17 protein-coding genes are annotated in these 18770 nt (G+C 36.2%); 12 read left to right on the top strand and 5 right to left on the bottom strand.

Annotated elements, in window-relative coordinates; translation table 11 throughout:
- Nucleotides 1-255 precede the first annotated feature (255 nt).
- Complete coding sequence (locus PPBDW_RS18375; RefSeq protein ID WP_036792925.1) at nucleotides 256-594, bottom strand: hypothetical protein; 339 nt, start codon at nucleotides 592-594, stop codon at nucleotides 256-258.
- 958 nt (nucleotides 595-1552) lie between these two features.
- Here PPBDW_RS18375 and PPBDW_RS18370 point away from each other — a divergent pair.
- Nucleotides 1553-2932, top strand: coding sequence for a D-alanyl-D-alanine carboxypeptidase family protein (locus PPBDW_RS18370; protein ID WP_036791280.1), 1380 nt, complete (start codon nucleotides 1553-1555; stop codon nucleotides 2930-2932).
- A 344-nt stretch (nucleotides 2933-3276) separates the two neighbouring features.
- Here PPBDW_RS18370 and PPBDW_RS18365 read toward each other — a convergent pair whose 3' ends face one another.
- Nucleotides 3277-3657, bottom strand: a complete 381-nt coding sequence (locus PPBDW_RS18365; protein ID WP_036791278.1) for a hypothetical protein — start codon at nucleotides 3655-3657, stop codon at nucleotides 3277-3279.
- Nucleotides 3658-3991: 334 nt separating this feature from the next.
- Here PPBDW_RS18365 and PPBDW_RS18360 point away from each other — a divergent pair, with 334 nt between their 5' ends.
- The 7 genes from PPBDW_RS18360 to PPBDW_RS18335 all read left to right on the top strand — a co-directional run bounded on the left by PPBDW_RS18360 (nucleotide 3992) and on the right by PPBDW_RS18335 (nucleotide 11296).
- Nucleotides 3992-4528, top strand: a complete 537-nt coding sequence (locus PPBDW_RS18360) for a carboxymuconolactone decarboxylase family protein (protein ID WP_036791275.1) — start codon at nucleotides 3992-3994, stop codon at nucleotides 4526-4528.
- Between the two features lie 518 nt (nucleotides 4529-5046).
- Nucleotides 5047-7767: a CHAT domain-containing protein gene (locus PPBDW_RS18355; protein WP_036791273.1), complete on the top strand. Its 2721-nt coding sequence runs from the start codon at nucleotides 5047-5049 to the stop codon at nucleotides 7765-7767.
- On the top strand, nucleotides 7757-8680 hold the full coding sequence (locus tag PPBDW_RS18350; protein ID WP_036791270.1) for a hypothetical protein: 924 nt from the start codon (nucleotides 7757-7759) through the stop codon (nucleotides 8678-8680). Before PPBDW_RS18355 ends, PPBDW_RS18350 begins: the two co-directional genes overlap by 11 nt.
- The gene (locus PPBDW_RS18345; RefSeq protein WP_036791267.1) at nucleotides 8677-9255 is read left to right on the top strand and encodes a hypothetical protein; all 579 of its coding nucleotides are present in this window, start codon (nucleotides 8677-8679) and stop codon (nucleotides 9253-9255) included. Before PPBDW_RS18350 ends, PPBDW_RS18345 begins: the two co-directional genes overlap by 4 nt.
- A gap of 67 nt (nucleotides 9256-9322) precedes the next feature.
- Nucleotides 9323-9670 carry a ParE family toxin-like protein gene (locus PPBDW_RS22940; RefSeq protein WP_036791265.1) on the top strand — a complete coding sequence of 116 codons (348 nt, stop codon included), beginning with the start codon at nucleotides 9323-9325 and terminating at the stop codon, nucleotides 9668-9670.
- An 8-nt stretch (nucleotides 9671-9678) separates the two neighbouring features.
- The gene (locus PPBDW_RS18340; RefSeq protein ID WP_036791263.1) at nucleotides 9679-10599 is read left to right on the top strand and encodes a viperin family antiviral radical SAM protein; all 921 of its coding nucleotides are present in this window, start codon (nucleotides 9679-9681) and stop codon (nucleotides 10597-10599) included.
- 91 nt (nucleotides 10600-10690) lie between these two features.
- Complete coding sequence (locus PPBDW_RS18335) at nucleotides 10691-11296, top strand: deoxynucleoside kinase (RefSeq protein WP_036791260.1); 606 nt, start codon at nucleotides 10691-10693, stop codon at nucleotides 11294-11296.
- 344 nt (nucleotides 11297-11640) lie between these two features.
- Here PPBDW_RS18335 and PPBDW_RS18330 read toward each other — a convergent pair whose 3' ends face one another.
- The gene (locus PPBDW_RS18330) at nucleotides 11641-12777 is read right to left on the bottom strand and encodes a PDDEXK-like family protein (RefSeq protein ID WP_082386854.1); all 1137 of its coding nucleotides are present in this window, start codon (nucleotides 12775-12777) and stop codon (nucleotides 11641-11643) included.
- Between the two features lie 458 nt (nucleotides 12778-13235).
- Between PPBDW_RS18330 and PPBDW_RS18325 the strand changes: the two genes are divergently transcribed.
- Entirely contained in the window at nucleotides 13236-13520 is a 285-nt protein-coding gene (locus PPBDW_RS18325) for a hypothetical protein (protein ID WP_207860813.1), read from the top strand.
- A 556-nt stretch (nucleotides 13521-14076) separates the two neighbouring features.
- Here the strand turns inward: PPBDW_RS18325 and PPBDW_RS18320 are convergent.
- The gene (locus PPBDW_RS18320) at nucleotides 14077-15120 is read right to left on the bottom strand and encodes a GMP reductase (protein WP_036791258.1); all 1044 of its coding nucleotides are present in this window, start codon (nucleotides 15118-15120) and stop codon (nucleotides 14077-14079) included.
- 394 nt (nucleotides 15121-15514) lie between these two features.
- Between PPBDW_RS18320 and PPBDW_RS18315 the strand changes: the two genes are divergently transcribed.
- Nucleotides 15515-15889, top strand: coding sequence for a hypothetical protein (locus PPBDW_RS18315; RefSeq protein ID WP_230850396.1), 375 nt, complete (start codon nucleotides 15515-15517; stop codon nucleotides 15887-15889).
- 81 nt (nucleotides 15890-15970) lie between these two features.
- On the opposite strand, the gene PPBDW_RS18310 is transcribed toward PPBDW_RS18315, so the two are convergent.
- A complete protein-coding gene (locus PPBDW_RS18310) occupies nucleotides 15971-16984 on the bottom strand; it encodes an AraC family transcriptional regulator (protein WP_036791256.1) in 1014 nt (337 codons plus the stop codon).
- 205 nt (nucleotides 16985-17189) lie between these two features.
- Between PPBDW_RS18310 and PPBDW_RS18305 the strand changes: the two genes are divergently transcribed.
- Both PPBDW_RS18305 and PPBDW_RS18300 read left to right on the top strand, forming a co-directional pair.
- Nucleotides 17190-17528, top strand: a complete 339-nt coding sequence (locus PPBDW_RS18305) for a hypothetical protein (protein WP_036791254.1) — start codon at nucleotides 17190-17192, stop codon at nucleotides 17526-17528.
- Between the two features lies 1 nt (nucleotide 17529).
- The gene (locus PPBDW_RS18300) at nucleotides 17530-18753 is read left to right on the top strand and encodes an HlyD family secretion protein (protein WP_036791252.1); all 1224 of its coding nucleotides are present in this window, start codon (nucleotides 17530-17532) and stop codon (nucleotides 18751-18753) included.
- Nucleotides 18754-18770 lie beyond the last annotated feature (17 nt).

Raw genomic sequence — 18770 nt, 5'->3', positions numbered from 1 at the left:
CAATAGTCCTACTTTCTCAACATGACAATAAAAATATCTCGATTTTAACTGCTGTTTTATGATTTATCTGTGTGCAAATTTATAACTTAAAAACCAATCGATATGGCACAAAATATTCCCATACATTTTAGAAACGATAGGGAACCGCCCGTATTGCGTTGCTGCCTATAAGAGAGTTAGCGACTTGGTTAACTCTTTTATGTTTCATTCCTTGCGAGGGATACCGTTCGCCGATTTTAACTTACTGAATAATTTTCAGTCCATTCGAGTAATAAAAGTTTGCTCATCATCCACAAAAGCCACAAAGCCGCCGTGATAGATAAACACTCGACCACGCCCTTCAACTACGCAAGCAAGCTGTGGGCTCAAATCTTCTTCGTTATTCTGACTTTGAAATATGCCTGTATCGGTGATTACGCCGCTAAGTGTTGGCAAATATCCATAAGTGCGTTTAGCTTGATCTATCAGGCTCAATTCGCTGGCAGTAGAGAAGCAAATGGGGATTGCACCAGCATCTTCGACAAATAGAGTTTTTAGTTCTTCAAAAGCGGTGATCACCAGCCAGTCGATGCCGTTAACGTGATGGATAAACATAAAGTTTCTCGGTAATTTTAATGCACAGATTCTATCACTATCAGGGGCTGAATGTAGTAGAGATTTAGCTGCTAAAGGCGGGAATTCTGTGCCATTTGCGGACATTCATTGGGCCAATGTGAAATACGTTTTTGCTCCAAAACTTGTTAGATCAATAATGATGTAGTTAAAAAACATAGGACAGCCATATCCTTGTACATCCCAATTAGCTATTAATTATATAAATTAACAATACCGAATAAGCACTAGGGGGTGGGTTTTGTCGATCCTGAAATAGAGTAACGGCACCGATTTAAGTAATAATGTAAAACAATAAGCGGCAATTTTTATACTAAATAGCCTGTTGTTAGTGGAATGATTTATTTTTCAGAGGGCGCTTTTAGTTATCAAATATTTTGCTGTCTAATGTTCTGTTTGCTACCGCTCGCTATCGCCTTCGTGGGTATTCACTGTAGGTATAATGAAAAATATCGCAATAATTATATGTTTTATAAAGGGAAAGTTATGGGTGTCCTATATCACTATGTCATTTCCCACAAAACTTAAGCGATCGTCAAAAAGAATTACTTGCCAAATTTTTTGCAGTATAAACATCATTATTGTTCAGGTTTCCATAATGGATCTGCTGGTAAGATGGAAACAGACAATATATGAGAGGCTATAACCAATATGAGGTTCTAATGACCCGCTGAGAAAGTAGGACTTAAGCACCATCATTTGGTTATAGCTATCAACGGGATTCAGGTCACATGCGCGTAATGATCGGGACGTCATTATAGAAATACGACCTGTAACCCAAGTCATTGTAACGCTGAACAAGAACGGAAAAGCACTCACCATTTTTGTGGTAGTGATGGATAGACTCGGCAGGGCATTAATTACTCAGCGAAGTCAGTATCCTATCTAGTTGCTTTTTTATATCGCACTTTTAGTAAGTAACTGTAAATTAAATACTCTTATGACAATAATCAAACAGCTTTCTTTAGCAGCAACTATCGCTGCATTATTTACCTCTAGTACAGTATTTGCCACACTTAGTAACGATGCAACGAACACTATGCCTGATAGTGATTACTTCGCAGCAACGCAATACAAAGAAGCTCAAGCTCCACTCAATAGCTTCGGTGCTATCGACGTAAAAACCAATATTCCAGAAAATATACAAGTGCCTTCTGCACCAGTAGCAGCTGGTGGCTATAATGGGATTCCAGAAACACTGGTGCAAAAATGGACTCAGGCAGGAATATTCTCACCTCAAGTTGAAGCACGCGCTTTCATTTTAATGGATGCCAATACAGGACAGATTATTGCCGCTAACGATGCCAACATGCGTATGGCACCAGCCAGCACCACCAAGTTAATGCTAATGTACATTGTTGAGCAAAAACTGGCCGACGGTGTAATTTCACTAGACTCAAAAGTACAAGTGCCAGAAGTCGCATGGCGAACAGGTGGTTCAAGAATGTTCTTAAAGCCAGGCTCTTATGTTTCAGTGAAAGATCTTATCTCAGGTATGATTGTTGAATCGGGGAACGATGCCGCTGTCACTCTGGCAAATTACATAGCTGGTTCTCAATCTTCATTCGTTTCGATGATGAACGCGACCGCCGTTAAGCTCGGTATGCACAATACCCACTTCACAACTGTCATGGGCTTGCCAGCGCCAGCACATTTCTCAACCGCTTATGATCTTGGGCTGCTCGGACAGCATATCATGAACGACTACCCTCAATATTTTCATTTTTTCAGTCAAAAGTATTTTGAATACAATCATATCCGCCAACCAAATTTCAATCGCTTATTGTTCACTTACCAATATGCGACAGGCATGAAAACAGGTAGTACAGAAGCTGCGGGATACTCATTGGTAAGCTCTGCTGAGATACCAAATAATCCAATGAAGTTGGTTGGAGTTGTTCTAGGCACAAAATCACTGAATGAGGTTGCCGCTCAAAGTAAGGCACTATTCAATTACGGCTTTCATTTCTTCAAGCAAGACACCTTATATTCAGCAAACAGCAAACTTTCTGAACAAAACGTTTGGGGAGGGCAGCAAGATAATGTCTCTTTAGGCCTTGAGAAGCCACTAACCTTGGTTCTTCCTTCCAGTGTTGATGAGAAAGATCTGCTAACTAAGCTTCAAATTGACCGTGATATCAAAGCACCGGTTGATAAGGGCGAGAAATTAGGCGAAATTACCGTCACTTATAAAGACAAAGTTATTCAATCTGAGCCACTTGTCGCGCTCAACAGTGTTCAACAAGGTGGCTGGCTCACTCGAACCTGGGCAAGTATCTCACTGTATTTTCATAACTTGTTAGCATCTTACAGTCTGTAAACTTTAAAAATGAGGTTGTGCTTTTGGGCTATACAACAAACACCGCGAAGTAAATAAAAACAACGTCGTGATAGTTGTCTTTTTATTTGTCCCTAACGGATAGCACGCTCCAATCGCAACAGCCATCATACGAATAAAGCCAATACTTTTAGTCGAAAGTGAATAAGGTATTGGCTTTTATTTGGATATAACGATGTTCAAAACATTACTAAAATCATCTTTCACGCTCGATCAGCCATGTAAACTATTTAACAATTACGAGCATAAAATCTATCATTGCACAGTGCAGTATGAAACCTTAGCAGCGACATTTATCCAAAGGTCTTACGAAAAAAGTATTTAGCTCATAATCGCTCAATAGTTTCAAAGTGGAATTTGTATGCACGTACTCCGTCTATCTGAACGCCTTTTTCTCTTAGCTCAAGGTACTGCTGAATCTTAATGGTCCTGAAATCCATAGCCTTCAGCGCAAGGATTATTCGTAGTTCATCCATTGAACGTGACTTAGCTTCAGAACTACAACTGCCGCAGACAACATAAGTCTTTTGTTTAAAACCAACTTTATTAAGCCAGTTCAGTTCTTTGGCGTCTTTACGTGTGCCGCAAAAGTAGCAGTGATTCTCTTGTTTCAATGCTGCCTGTTCCCTTAAAGCTTTAGGGCTGGGTGGAGTAGTATTAGGCTTCTTATTACCACTGAACATAGAGAATTGAACGACATTAGACATTAGGATTACTCTTACTCATTAAGGTATACAGTATATAACTGAACATTATTGTCATGTGTCTTTACATCCTATTTCTTGTTCACTTAATTAGTCAAATTATCATTTAGGCGCTGTGGTTTGTTTTGAAATTAGCGTCATTGTTTATGATGGTATGGTGAGCATTTAGTTAGATTGAGTAAAAATCAATTTATCTTATAAATTTAGCTGTTATTGATAATAATTTGTTTGAGTAGTTTCTACTTTTGTCATTTTTATATTGAGCGAATGGAGATTGTTATACTACCAATTAAGTCTATTTTGTTGGTATAAACTTTCAAATCAACGAGTAAACATCATGTCTAACAGCTTCGATAAGATCATTGCTAAAATTGCGAAGATATCACCTGATATTGCAACCTGTATAGATACATCTACACACAGTATTAAGCGACGAGAAATTCTAGATAAAAAAACAACGTGTTTAATCAATATTGCGAGTTTAACTACACTAGGCTCATGCCATAAAGTACTTAAACGAAGCATTAATGAAGCAATTGATGCAGATTGTAGTTGTGATGAAATTTTAGAAACGATGCTTCAGATTTCTTTCAGTTGTGGGTTGTCACGTTCAATAGACGCTATTTTTGAGGCAAAGTCAGTATTTGAGGATCGCGGACTACTAAAAAAGAAGTCTAAAGATAAATCAGATAAAGATGACGAGTATGAAACAGAGTTAAAGTATCAATCAGAGAATGAGTCTGATGATGAAGAATCAAAATATGACTCAGATGACGGTGAAGATAAAGATAATTCTGATGAAAAAGATGCTCAGAAATTAGAGACAGAATGTGAATTAGACAAAATAAACGATAATAAAGTTGAAAAAAAATAATAGAAATCACCATTGATATATTTTTGTATAAATACCTAAATAAGATAGGTCAAGATACTGATTATTATTCGCTTGAAATGGGATAGCATTAATTACGCATTCAAATAGTATCTTTACCTATTTTAAATCTATATTCCCGCGTTTAATTAATTTCTTTGTATTGAAGCCGAAACTATTTATATAGCGTTAATATTTAACTTCAATTAATAAGTATTCTTGTAATGATTGGAATTACTATCAAACATGTAGTGAACTGCTATCACTGAACTTTTTTTATGAAGTTTCTTACTTATCGGAGATTGTTAACACCCAAGTGTGCTTTACGCATACAATTTGAGAATATTAATTGCTCAATATTTCTTAGGAATGGCTCTTCTATTGGTAGAAGGTTTTTTCCTTGCTAAAACAGCATGTAATTGACAATGGTTTGTTGACTCACTATGTTGAACAAGCGCTGTTATACCATGCAATTTAGTCCATAGAAGCAGCTAACCAACTTCAAATAAGGTGTATATTGGATGGATATTAAAGGTCAAAAGTGTTTTGCTAATTATATGAGATTGCAAAATGATGTGATGAGTAAAAAACTAAAACCAAATTACCGAAAATATAATTCTGAAGGTATAAGACTGACGTATTCTACTCATGATAAGGAAGCGTTACAAAAAGCGTTACGTTGCTTTGAAAAAGGTTTAGCTTTAACGTCTAAAAATGAATATATGAAGGCTTCTGCATGCCATGAGCTAGGTACATTTTATTTTACTCATTTTTCGCACCTACCTGGTGCTCCTCACTCGAATCTGAATAAAGCTGTTTCATTCTATTCTCGTGCGATCGAAAGTAAATCTCGGCAACAATTTCCAGATAAACATGCATCGAGTTTGTCGCAGTTAGGGGCTACATATCGAAGAGCGGCCAATGAGCATTTATGGCACCTTAGTAAACAGGAAAGCCTTAAAAAATCTCAGCAGTTTCACGAAGCTGCGTTAAAAATTCTAGAAAAGAATATACCGATTTTCCTTCGTTTTAATGAGCTATCTGTTGTTTATTATAATTTATCCGCTACTTTATTAGATCTAGGCAAACATTATGAAGCTTGCGATGCTCAAGCTAAAGCTTTTCATTGCTTCATAGAGGCTATTGAGTGGGCTCAGTCAAATGTCCCACATTTAGGTTTAGAGGGCACAATGTCTTTGAAATCTCATCAAATATTACCTCTTACTTTTGCTCGGTTAAATCACTTTTCCAAAAGCAAAGAACATAAAGAACTTTGTAACTCAATTTTGGAAATTGCACCAAAGTTTGGTATTGATCCTTTAGATGCTTTGAGGCTGAATCCATTTAAAGATCTATCAAATCCAATCGTTGAAATTCAGCAACTTGTAAAAGAGACAGATAAAAATAGAACTATCGTCAATATTAAAAAACTATCAGCAAAAATTGACTCTTTAATGGTAAATAGGCAATCAACTGAGACGGATCAAGAATCAGATAGAGTCGGCGTGCTGATCCAGCAAGCCAGTTCTGGTTTAGCTCGTATATTAGTAAAAAAAGAAAACTATTTATCGGCATTTTTAATCATAGAAAATACAAGTGGAATGCGTTTTTGTGAAAGTGCAAGTTCCTGCTGGCTTCATCCTCAAAATTCTACCTCTCAAGTGTTATTGGGTATGCAGAAAAAGTTAGGCAGTAGCTATTATGCTTTGAATGAACTTGCGCTTATAAGCAGTAAGGTGGAGAAAAAACACTTAAACAAATGGCTATCTGATTTATTTGTAACCATAAATTCTAAAAATACAAAAAAATTTAGTGCAGAAGAGCAAGATGTTTTTGAATACTCGCAATATGCCAAAACTGTCGAACTCGCGAGTAAAGACAAAGATCCTATTAATTATTTAAAAGCACAAGCTAATTTATTATCAAGTGATTTTAAAACGTTGGGGGAATATATAGACAAATTGGATCCTGACTACTGTAGAGCGAGGCTGCGCACTCACCAAATTACCGCAGATGACTTAAAAGAAGCCATCCATACTCAATCTGAGCAAGTGTTAGTTAAGATAGACATTGAAGATCTTTATGGTGATGCTCTGATTATAGTAGCCTATCTACAAAATGGCGAAATTATTGTTAACGGTTATTCATTTAACCTACCTCAAAATATTATTAATAATGTTGCATCGTTTGTGGCTAACGATAAAGAAGCCGTTACCGAATGGGATTTAGATTTTATTGATTGGAAAAATATACTACCGAGTCATTTAAGTAAAGTTTCACTACTACCTTCATTTTTTGCTTCGCATATACCTTGGGTCGCAACCGGTAAAGTTGGTGAAAAATTGTATCAATTGGTTAGTGAGATAAATTGGTTGCCTTCACTAATGTATTTATATGAACAAGTTAAATATTCAGATGAAAAAAAGCTGTGTACTAGTATATGTGGCGGTGACACTTTATTTGAAAAACTAGCAGTACACGAAAACCTTAAAGTTGATTTTACCCAATCAATGGATAATGTTGTTAATCAATTAAACCATTCTTGCGTTTTTAGCTTCTATGGTCATTGTGAACATAAACATCCTGATAGGCCTTCCTTATTATTCAGAGATTTTATTATTCGAGATATTGATATGCGTCTTGGCGTAAGAGGAGCTGAGCGCATCGAGTTATGGGCATGTCAGAGTGGCTCAAGTATCCCTCTACATTTTTTACCTAGTCAAGTTAATGAAGCTTTTGGTATGGATATGAGGATGCTTGAATTTGGTGCTAAAACTGCAATTGGTACATTATGGGCTGTTCCAGAGTTAGTTACGGCACACATTAAAGCTAAATACGATAAGCTTATTGCAAATGGTTTAGGTCCATCTGAAGCCCTACTTAAAGCTCAACGTTGGTGGGTTGAAAGTGGTGCAGATGACGAGTTACGTAAAATCACTGATATTGGTGAAAAAGAGTATCTAAGAACACTTGGTTGTAATTATACCAAAGGACAAGCATTGGAAGCGCTCATGGGGCCTGTACTTGCGAATAATGTTAATACATCTAAGAACGATATGAGTGTTCTGGAGGATTCATTCAAGCATCCTTCAGCCTGGTCAGGTATGCGTTTTTGCGGTATTAGTGAAAAGGAAAATATTTATATCCCTAAAGTAGAATTGTCATTCTCTCAAAAACAGAAGTTGAATACTTTGATTTTAAAAATGAATTTGCACTTAGGGTTTGTGAAAAATGGAAGATAATGATTTACCTATTACCGATTGGTCTCATGTGGGACGTCAAAAGTATGTTGATAAAAATCGACAAATTATAGAGCTGGTTATTGAACAGGCACTAGAAAATTTTGATGAAAAAACCATATCTTTGGCATTTCAGAGTCAAGCATATGCAGTTTCCAAGATCATAGACTTATTTTTGTTAAGCTATTTTAGTGTTGATGAGTTGCCTAACGGTATCCCAAAAGATATCAAATTGTTTAGTCAGCTACCATTCTGGGTTAATTATAAAACAGCTGGAAATGTCTATGTTGGGGATTCTTCTCATAAGCAGGCATTATCGAACAGTGTTCATGAACAGTCTGAATCTAAAGTAGAAAGTGTCGATACTAATGTGCAAAAATTGGCAAAAAATCTGAAAAAACTAAATCAACATGTCGCTCCAGATTTGATTAGCTATTGGTTGCTAGCTAATAAAAAGCTGTTACGGGAGTTATCTTCATTAGAATGCGACTTAGTAGAAATAGAAAATGAGGTGTCATCTCCTCAAAAAACCCGTTATAAAGTCGATGCTTCTTTTAGATATTTATACCTGTTTCTTAATGTTGCTAAACATTTAGATTCTGTGGAGTTCTATGAAAATAAATATTTTGTGAAAGGCCTTAATCGTCCTCAATATGTCGCTGGGCATTCAGAAACCCATCAAACTAAGCATCAAGTTAGACAGACAATTAAACACATAATTAGTCGATTATATGAAATATTTGCTGAGACTGATGACAAAGATTCGATTACACGAGCATTGTTTAAAGCCATTGCAAAAACGGCTGTGCTTGATGTGTATGAGATAAATAAGAACGATACATATCGTTTGGATTACGAGCAAAAACTGAGAAAATTGAAGTCTAAACCATCAACGTTACTGGAGCAGATATCATGACGCTTGATAAGTTATCGCTTGATGAAATGGTACAAGGTATAGAGACTGCAGATGAAAACTGGGAGAATCTATTGCTTCATTCAGATGCTGAAACTATTTGGGCAGATGCTGTAAGGCGTCGAGAAAATATAAATGCATTTTGTCGTTTGGCTTCAAAGTGGCCAACTATAGTACTTAAATATAAAAGGGTAAGATCTTTTACGAAAAAAAGCATTAAAGCCCCATTAATTAGTATTGTTAGTCCTAATTATGCACCATTTAGTGCCATATTGAGCGGAATATCTAATTCAGTTCAAGGAATATCAATTGATGTCATGTGGGGAGAGCAACAAATAGTAGATATAGATAAGGCTACCCCTATTAACTTTAAAAGCGATACTGAGATTAGTATTCTTTATTCGTATATTGGGGGGGATGGGATCATGGGTTTAAATGACTCCTGGGACTTTCAGCTAGAGGAAGGAGCCGTGCTATTCACTTTTGTAGAGGGGGAATGCGAATGGTTAGATGATGATTTTGAGTCTATTTTAAGTAATGCAAAATCTGTTGGAAGTATTGTATTACTGCCTTCATAAATAAAAAGCGAAAAAAAATAATCTCATCAGCGTATAGGGGTACTTCTAACAAAAAAGGTGCTCCAATATGTCAAAAGCTATAAATTTTACTCTCTATATTGATGAGCAAAAATTGGGAAACGCGACTCCATCACTTATGTGTCGGATTAATTCTCGAGTTTGGCAAAATCTATCTATCAATCAACAGAGTCAAACTATAAACTTGATAAATAAGATTGGATCTGGTAGATCATTTCCGTGTTTAGGCGGTCGAAAAGTCAAATGTAATAACTCTCTTGTCCGTTTTCGCATAGGTCGAAATCATCGACTTATCTTAGTGCGCACCGCTACAAATTTTGTTTTTCAGCTATTCAACCGTCAAAATTATGAGCAAAATTTCAAGCAGAAATTTAGCTCGTTAACTGTTGGTTGTTAGGGGGAGTAATGAAATTAATTAACACCGAAAATGCGTGCGTTAAGGAACTCGTTATTAATTGGCATATGACAGAAGTTTGTAATTACAGTTGCAAATATTGTTTCGCTAAATGGGGACGACCAAATGAACTCCATCGCTCTGAGCAAGATATTATTAAGCTATTAGATAAATTAGCTGACTATTTCATCAAAGGAACTCCAACCTTAAAAAAGGATATTGGATACGAAAGTGTTCGCATTAATTTTGCTGGCGGTGAGCCAATGATGCTTGGAAATACCTTTATTACAGCTCTAATGTTGGCAAAACAAAGAGGTTTTAAAACCTCGACCATAACGAACGGGCATTATTTAATTAGTGGTAAATTAGTTTTACCTAAAAATAGCTTAGATATGATTGGAATTAGCTTTGACAGTCAAAACCTAAAAACTCGGCATCAAATTGGAAGAACAGACAGAAAGGGAAATTCATTTGGCTCAGATGATCTAAAACAAGCGTTAGTAATGCTGGCTCAGTCCCAAAAGGGTATCAAAACAAAGATCAATACGGTAGTGAATAATCTCAATGTAGACGAAAATTTCGCTGAACTAATTGATGAACTGAAACCCAATAAATGGAAAGTATTACATGTAATGCCATATGGTGATGACGAACTACTTGTTTCTAAGGAACAGTTTGACCGTTTTGTTAAAAGGCATAGTGGGTTGGGGTTGCCTGTCTTTACCGAATCGAACTCTGCGATGACTGAATCATATTTGATGATTAATCCACAAGGCTGTTTTTACCAAAATAAAGCTAATAAAGTTGGATATGAGTACAGTGAGAACATTAATTTATGTGGTGTAGAAAAAGCTCTTTCTCAAATAGAGTTTAACCCTAGAACTTTTGCTTCAAGGTATCTAAAAGAGAGTATCGATATTGTAACGATATAAGGGTACAAGCATAAAATATACTTTTAAGGCAGTAACAAGAAATGCCATTACTACTAAAAAATTATATGTTCTTATCAAGAAGAAATAAAAAATGAATACATTTATCGTTTTTGAAGGGCTAGATGCCTGCGGAAAAACAACATTAAGCTCGCTCTATACGAAAGAAATAAATTCCGTTGTTCATTCAGCAATAGTGAATGAAGCACTAGAATTGAGAAAGGTCATTGATTCCTATCAATCAAAAGAGAGTGCTTTGCTCTTTTTTTTATTAAATAATTTTTTGAAAAGTCATGAGGTTTCAAAGGTATTAGAATCAAGAGATGTCATATTAGATCGATATATATTTTCAACGTTGGCATACCAGGTAATCATGCTTGGGGAGGATGTTGTCAAGCAATTATTTGATACTCTTAAAATCACTCAAAATATTCTTCTTCCAGACGTAATTGTCTTTGTAAAGGCTGATGCTGAAACTATAAATAATAGGATAGAGAGCAGAGGTGGTATTGTTCAGTGGTACGGCGATGAAATAACACAAAATAATTGTGTAGAAACTGCTTATAAAAAGATTTTTCAGTGGTTTAATATTCCTGTTGTAGAAATTGACACATCAGATAAGTATGGTCGGTCTGTGGAAGATAATTATAAGCTAATGAAAGAGCGAATTGATCGTATTCTCTCTGGAATAAGTATTTAAAGCGAGTGTATTTATATTATAGATAGAGGAATAATTAGTGAAATTTATTGATTTATAAGCAGCTTTTGTTCGGTAATGAGTTAGTGTTGATCTAACTCATTATCTATTTAAAAATATTAAGAGATATATCAATATTTTGAGAGCCCTAATTAATATTTGTATCAATACTTTTAATTACTTTAGTATTGATTGGTTGAAAATATAATAGAAAAGAGGGCTAGGTGGCATACATATTAGAGATATTATTAATCTAATTAAAAAGCCAGAGCAAGATTATTATCTTGCTCAGGCTTTAGGTAGTTTCTATAAAACAATGGATTGTATTAGTAATAATTTAGTACATGTTAATTGTATACAGTAAGCATCGTCGTCATCTCTTCAATAATCTGATCTACCATATCTTCTAATGCTGAAGGTGTTGATAAAAACTTTACGTCATTTGCTGTTAGGTTTCTGAAGTTAATAATTTTTTTAGGATAAGTCCAAAATGTATTATCTTCTCTTTTAAAGTCAGTATAACAATGATCATGTTTGGGAAGTTCCTTTCCTTTTATGCTATCTGCTGAATCTTTAAAGTAAATTCCAAAGTAAAGGCGATGATCTTGTTCAACAAAGAGGTAAAAAGAAGGATAGTTTTTTAGAGGGGTTTCCTGAATGATATATTTTGAATTACGCTTAACTTGTACATATTTTTTCACACGACTTTTTATATCATGATGTTTGGAAATTGAGTCATTAGAAAGATCCCCAAATCGCTCAGTCATTTTTTTTCCAAGTAATTTCCACATTGCGACTTGAGAATCAATAACAATTTCTTCATAAGCTTGGTTTATTTCTGTAATGGAATATAAATTATCCCCTGCCAATAGTAGTTTTTTAAGTTGATTAATATGTTCCATATTGTCTACTCGATGATTCAAGTTGTTGATAATAATAGTGTATTGTATCAATGCTTCTCGAAGAGGAGCATCACGAACGGCTATTTCAGTACAACGGCGTATCCAAGGGCATATATCATCAGCGTAGCTTAAATTAGTCACTTCACTTTGCAGCTTCCCTATACTGAGTTCAGATGCATCTTTGCCATTAAGTGTGAGATAAAATAGATGAATATTGGTATAGCCCTCATCAGCTATTGCTTGATGATAACGCTGTAGTTGCTCATCTTGATCACCGGCATAAATCTTATTCTCAATGATGATTGCTGTATCTTGTGAGCGAATTAAGATATCAATATTTTTGTATTCATAATCTACTTGTAAGTCACTAGTTAGTGAAATAGAAAGTTGCTGTAATAATTCATTGAGGAAAGTATCTCCGTAATTATGTGCTCCTTTCGGGTTAAGAAGATCGGCTAAAAAACGAGAGTGTAAACGCACTTCATCTGAATCCGATCTTAAAACGCTGAATAAGTTATATTGTGGCTTTTCCCTATATTTATTTCTCAATAACTTCAAGTGCTCAAAGAATTGTTCGTTCATAATTTGGCATCAATTGATATGTAATTGAATTAACTTACTAGAAACAGCGGTTTGGATCACTCACAAAATCATGATGGATAAAAAACGTCTTAAATCTTGTAACTTAATGATAAGAATAAGTGTTTTTGTATCAAAACTGACACTTATCTGTGGTGTTGTAGTGATTACATAACAACAATTTAGTTAATACTGACTGATAATTTTAAGGGAAGTAATCAAACTCACTTTTGTCTATATGTTAGTTGGTGATCTCAAGAGATTTATATCTTATTGATTAAGAAATCATCAACTCAAATAGTTTCTATAGAAATTGTTCTTTTATAGTAACAAATTGTTACTCGCGTCATGATTCTATATATTTAATTAAAGTATGATTGCGCCAAAATTTAGTTATGCAAGCACATTAAATAAGAATGATTATTAATATACCAGTTAACAGTAAAAGGAGTTTTCACATCGTGAAGTATACAATTTTTCCTCTGGCTATTCTTATGGCAGGTTGTGCTCAAAACTCGGGTATAATCCCAATGGGAGGCGAAACTTATATGGTTTCTCGCCAGGCTGCTACAGGTTTTTCTGGTATGGGTACGCTTAAAGCTGAAGCTATGAAAGAGGCATACGGCCAATGTCAAAAAACACAAAAAATTGTTAAAGTTTTAGAAACCATTGATGCAAAGCCACCATATATTTTTGGTAACTTCCCTAAAACTGAAATTCGTTTTAAGTGTGTAAAAGAGTATTAAGCAGTAATTTTCCTCGAACAAGACCATCAAGTATTAGCAATACTTTTCTAATATATCGCTTATAAATAATACATATTTTCTAACACGCTCCTGTCTAATTTCTAGTTTGTTACGATATCACGATCATTGTGATATCGTTCATAAATGGTGGCTTATACAATTCAAACGTTGTGGTTGATATACTTGAATGGTCAAGGTCTAACAAAAAGATTTTCAGTCATGATTACAGTAGCTGGTAAATTAGGATATAGCTTAAATTTCAACGGTTAGTCTGAAAGTTTTGATATTATCGTGCTGATATTTAAATGGCTAAAATATAGAGCCCCATAATTTCTCATTAGTGATTGAAAGGACTTATGTGATAACAGATGAGTTATCGTTCAACTAAAAATAAATCGTGGCTAACCCCAATGTGAGCTAGGCTAAAAGCAGAATGTAAAAAAGCCAGAGCAAGATCATTATCTTTCTCTGGCTTTAGATAGCTTTTAGTATAGTGCTAACAGCTATAGATATAACTTATGGTTGTATCAACAACAAACGACCAATTATATCGAGTTTATTCTTTACCGTAGACGTTGTTTTCTTGCTCTTGTACGCGGATAAATGTCGCACGCTTAGTTAGCTCTTTAAGCTGTGCTGCGCCAACATAAGTACAAGTAGAACGTACGCCGCCCATGATATCTTGAATGGTGTGTTCAACTGAACCACGGAAAGGAAGTAGTACTGTTTTACCTTCAGCTGCGCGGTATGTTGCAACCCCACCGGAGTGTTTGTCCATTGCGCTTTGGCTAGACATGCCATAGAACTTCATGAACTGCTTGCCATCTTGCTCAATAACTTCGCCGTTGCTTTCAGTGTGACCTGCAAGCATACCGCCAAGCATGACGAAGTCAGCGCCGCCACCGAAAGCTTTTGCTACATCGCCAGCACATGAACAGCCACCGTCACCGATGATACGACCACCAAGGCCGTGAGCAGCATCAGCACATTCAATGATAGCTGAAAGCTGAGGGTAACCTACGCCAGTTTTAACTCGAGTAGTACATACAGAACCTGGGCCGATACCAACTTTAACAATGTCTGCGCCAGCAAGGATAAGTTCTTCAACCATATCACCAGTAACCACGTTACCAGCACTGATTACTTTGTCTGGGAATTCAGCACGTACACGCTCAACGTATTCAACAAGGTGTTCAGAGTAACCATTAGCGATATCGATACAGATAAAGATAATATCGTTGGTCAGCGCCATGATGTCTTTGGTCTTTTGGAAGTCTGCATCAGACGTTCCTGTAGAGACCATCACGTTGTTTAATACTGATGCATCGTTAGTATTAATGAACTCAGCCCACTGCTCAACAGTGTAGTGCTTGTGAATAGCTGTCATCACTTTGTGTTGTGATAATGCGATTGCCATATCAAAGCTACCAACGGAATCCATATTAGCAGCAATAATTGGCACGCCTGACCATTGACGACCACTATGTTTGAATGTAAAATCACGGGTTAAATCAACTTGAGAGCGACTTTTCAATGTTGAGCGTTTTGGACGAAATAATACATCTTTAAAGCCTAATTTTAAGTCTTGTTCGATACGCATGATATTTATTCCTTAAATCAGATCGAATGCAGCTCTAGTTAAAAAAGTTACTGGCAGGTAACTTTTTTACCTTTTGAGCAGGCACAAAAAAACCGGAGCGTTGGCAGACGCTCCGGTTTTCAGCATTATAGGCAGAGATTTTTTAAACACAACCCCTAAAATGTAAATAAATATATCTCAATAAGAATGATTTTATTCATAATTATCACTTTTTTATTATTAATCCCTTATTTTTTATCATATTTTAATTTTAAACCTTCCCTAATACCCGCATAATTTACGCTATTGATAAGTTTGAAATAATTCAAATTGCAGTTGGTATCTCTTTTTTTAAGGGCTATGATTGAATTTTGGGGATAACTTAAAGCATTAAATGAGCTGTGGAAGGTTTGACTTGCTGAAGAGACGAAAGAAAAAAAATCACTTTCCTGTTGATTTTTATGGCGAAGAGGGGAGCTGGCGTTTTGTAATCCGCGCTATGCGCCAAAATGAAATTATCGATGCCATGTATTGGTGTGCGTATATTTCATGCCATCGTAAAGATTTTGATTTGCTGCATATTGCGAGTGATAGATTTGATTGTCGCTATAATTACTCAACATCAGACCAGCTAGATCTACAATTTGGTTTAAGTAGTACACCGCTTAAGGTGACGATGATGGGGCCTATTGTGCTGGTATCGACAATTAAAGAACGTTTTTCTAATACTGAAATGGACCACGCCTCTGAACAACCTACATCTAAAAAATTGGTTCACGCAATGGCTTAAATTTGGTTGTGTGACAATAAATTAACGCTAAATAACCGATGTTATTTAGCGTTTTTTTATGGTTTTTTTGTTATATGGTGTTTAACTCAGGCTGCGTTCTAATAATTTTTGTTGGTATTGAGCTGGTGTTAAACCGCGATTGCGCTTAAATGCTTTATTAAAACTTTGTACATTACTGTAGCCAAGTGCTGCTGCAATATTGTTGATACTCATGCCTGAAAGCATATATTTTATGGCTAAATTACATAAAATATAGTTAGTCGTCCCCATAAATGTCCAACCATTATCGTGCAGTCGCCGTTGTAATTGCTGTTTGGATAATCCTATTTTTTCAGCAACAAAATTAAGATTTGGAAAGCCGTAATAGCGTGAATAGTTAATAACCTCAAACATAACTTTAGCGATATCTTGTGGCTGTGGCATGTTGAGCAAATCATCAAGTTGTAAATTTGAAACTAAAATGGGTTTGATTATCGGTAATGGGCGTTGATTGCCATGCTCTAATATCGATAGGTTCAGCCATACTTTGGTCGCTGATGCTTGCCATGTGATAGGACAACCAAAAAACTGCTGAATGGCGGGATCGACAATTTCTACACCAGATAACTCTATTTTTAAAGGCGTATAATTATCGCCCATATAATTACGCGTGACTTGAGTAAATAAAATAGCAACTTTTAAGCTATCAAAGCTCGCTGCACGACCATGTGCATAGCTGTTGTTATATACCCATTTTACGATTTTTCCCGATTGCTCACCATGATAAGACGCTCCGCTCTGTAAACATGAAATTCCGTGATTGATGCGCCGAAAAGCTAATGCGAGATCAGGACAAGTGACGTACCAATTACCAATTGCACCAATATTTTCAAAAGTAAGATCTGCTGCTATTTTGATCATATAAGCGGGATCTGCGGTTAATGTTTCAATGCGTTCTAGCCAGTGCAAGTAATCGTTAAAAGGAATTAATGAGGTTGGTTCTTTAAGAAGTTGTGTCGGAATACCTAACTCAGCCAAGTTGATCCCATATTTTTTCTGTAAGCCAAGCTCTAATGGTTTTAGGAAAGCTGTGCGAATAAAGGCAATATTGATCATTAGTATCCCTATAATTTGGTTGATCCTTGGTGAATATCAATCATAGCCACTGCTGATATTGGATAGATTGTATCAAATATAGCTTTTTTCCGATTTAAATAGACTCTTTTTGCGTAATTAGTGTGATCACTGTCCATGATGGTTTGCATTCATCGCTGCATGAGTGATGGTTTTTTAATTGCTAATTTTGAACCGGAGAGTATGAATGAGTCTACTGAGTATGCCATTTGTCGATACTAATATTGATACGGCGTTAAGTGTGTTTGCTGGGGTGGTCTTAATTGCCACTATCGCTGCGGTTGGAATTGGTTTTTGGAAAATACATGAATTACCGATCCATAAAGCTTCAACAAAAGAACATCATCAAATAGGGCTAATAACCGCGCTGACTTGGATTGGCTTTGTATGGCATTGGGTATGGGTTATTGCGGTCATTATTGCGTTTGTTGATGGTGAGCAAGCACTGCGTCGTATTCGTGATATTTGGCAAGGTGATCGTATGCCGACGATGCCAACAGAATCCGTCAATACAGAGGATAAATAGTATGTTAGAAGGTTTAGCGGTTTGGGCTCTGTTTATTTATTTGCTGCGTTTGGTGGGTATGCCATGGAATAAATTTACTCAATCTTTTGCGTATATTGGTGGGGGCAGTTGGTTGGTGTTTGTGTGGTTTGGGCTAATAACTTACGCCCCAATGGATTTATCAGGCGGTTCATTAGTACAGTCACCACATGTACAGTTACGACCAGCATCAACGACAATAAATGGCCGAGTAAAAGCAATTTATGTTGAGCCGAATAGTCAGGTTACTCAAGGCCAGTTAATCTATGAATTAGAAGCAGAACCGTACACTATTGCTCTTAACAAAGCACTGGCAAGTTTAGATTCAGCTAAAGTAGCCCGAGATATGGCTGAACAAAATATCGCCATGGCACAAGCTTCAGAAACAGCGGCGGTGAAAGATATTGATATAGCGACTAAACAGTTGTCGGTTGCTGATGCTGATTATCGTTTAAAAAATACGATGCTGGCCCGTTATGTAAAACAAAATAGTGTCGTTAAGCACACGGTAACAGCAAGTATGTTAGATGAGCAACGTACAGCAGTTGCTGTTGCTAAATCACAACAAGTGATGTTGAACTCGCAAATTGAAAAAGCGCATATAGCGGTTAAAAAAGCCCGATTAGGGATAGAAAAAGCACAATTAAGCTTAAATAGTCGTGAAGTTGATATAGTTACCGCTCAAGAGAATGTCGCTAAAGCGCAATGGGATTTAGATAATACTAAGGTTTACGCACCCGCAGATGGGTTTGTGACGAATTTCATTATGCGTGAAGGACAGTTTGTCGGTTCAATTCCACGTATTCAAATGTATACCGATGAAAAATATGTATTGATGCGTGTTAACCACCAAGCGATTCGCAATGTAAAATCGGGACAAATGGCAGAATTTTCGTCAGCAGTTTATCCAGGTAAAGTGTTTGCGGCTGAAGTTGAAGGTATTGTCGAAGCGACAGGAGAGTCACAAGGTAATTTGATTGGTCGTGAAACCAATGTTCATCAGATGACAGGGGCTAATATTGCGAACAAACATCATTTTGTACGTTTAAAACTTTATGAGACTGAAGGTTATGATATTCCTGTTGGCTCGGTAGGCTTAGCGTGGGTGAGTGCTGAAAAACCGATTAGCTTCCTTGGTTTTTTAGATGTTATTCGAGGCATTATCATTCGAATGAAGGCACAAGTTTTCTATGTTTGGTCAATGTAGATATCTATAAATAATAA

This window comes from Photobacterium kishitanii, assembly GCF_000613045.3.
GTDB classification, from domain to species: Bacteria; Pseudomonadota; Gammaproteobacteria; order Enterobacterales; family Vibrionaceae; genus Photobacterium; species Photobacterium kishitanii.
This window is presented reverse-complemented; position numbering and strand designations above follow the sequence as displayed.

Excerpts from the sequence above, each read along its gene's own strand:
- PPBDW_RS18320 (WP_036791258.1), bottom strand. The coding sequence starts at position 15,120 with ATGCGTATCGAACAAGACTTAAAATTAGGCTTTAAAGATGTATTATTT.
- PPBDW_RS18360 (WP_036791275.1), top strand. The coding sequence starts at position 3,992 with ATGTCTAACAGCTTCGATAAGATCATTGCTAAAATTGCGAAGATATCA.
- PPBDW_RS18355 (WP_036791273.1), top strand. The coding sequence starts at position 5,047 with ATGGATATTAAAGGTCAAAAGTGTTTTGCTAATTATATGAGATTGCAA.
- PPBDW_RS18335 (WP_036791260.1), top strand. The coding sequence starts at position 10,691 with ATGAATACATTTATCGTTTTTGAAGGGCTAGATGCCTGCGGAAAAACA.
- PPBDW_RS18350 (WP_036791270.1), top strand. The coding sequence starts at position 7,757 with ATGGAAGATAATGATTTACCTATTACCGATTGGTCTCATGTGGGACGT.
- PPBDW_RS18375 (WP_036792925.1), bottom strand. The coding sequence starts at position 594 with ATGTTTATCCATCACGTTAACGGCATCGACTGGCTGGTGATCACCGCT.
- PPBDW_RS18330 (WP_082386854.1), bottom strand. The coding sequence starts at position 12,777 with ATGAACGAACAATTCTTTGAGCACTTGAAGTTATTGAGAAATAAATAT.
- PPBDW_RS18370 (WP_036791280.1), top strand. The coding sequence starts at position 1,553 with ATGACAATAATCAAACAGCTTTCTTTAGCAGCAACTATCGCTGCATTA.
- PPBDW_RS22940 (WP_036791265.1), top strand. The coding sequence starts at position 9,323 with ATGTCAAAAGCTATAAATTTTACTCTCTATATTGATGAGCAAAAATTG.
- PPBDW_RS18345 (WP_036791267.1), top strand. The coding sequence starts at position 8,677 with ATGACGCTTGATAAGTTATCGCTTGATGAAATGGTACAAGGTATAGAG.
- PPBDW_RS18305 (WP_036791254.1), top strand. The coding sequence starts at position 17,190 with ATGAGTCTACTGAGTATGCCATTTGTCGATACTAATATTGATACGGCG.
- PPBDW_RS18365 (WP_036791278.1), bottom strand. The coding sequence starts at position 3,657 with ATGTCTAATGTCGTTCAATTCTCTATGTTCAGTGGTAATAAGAAGCCT.
- PPBDW_RS18300 (WP_036791252.1), top strand. The coding sequence starts at position 17,530 with ATGTTAGAAGGTTTAGCGGTTTGGGCTCTGTTTATTTATTTGCTGCGT.
- PPBDW_RS18310 (WP_036791256.1), bottom strand. The coding sequence starts at position 16,984 with ATGATCAATATTGCCTTTATTCGCACAGCTTTCCTAAAACCATTAGAG.
- PPBDW_RS18340 (WP_036791263.1), top strand. The coding sequence starts at position 9,679 with ATGAAATTAATTAACACCGAAAATGCGTGCGTTAAGGAACTCGTTATT.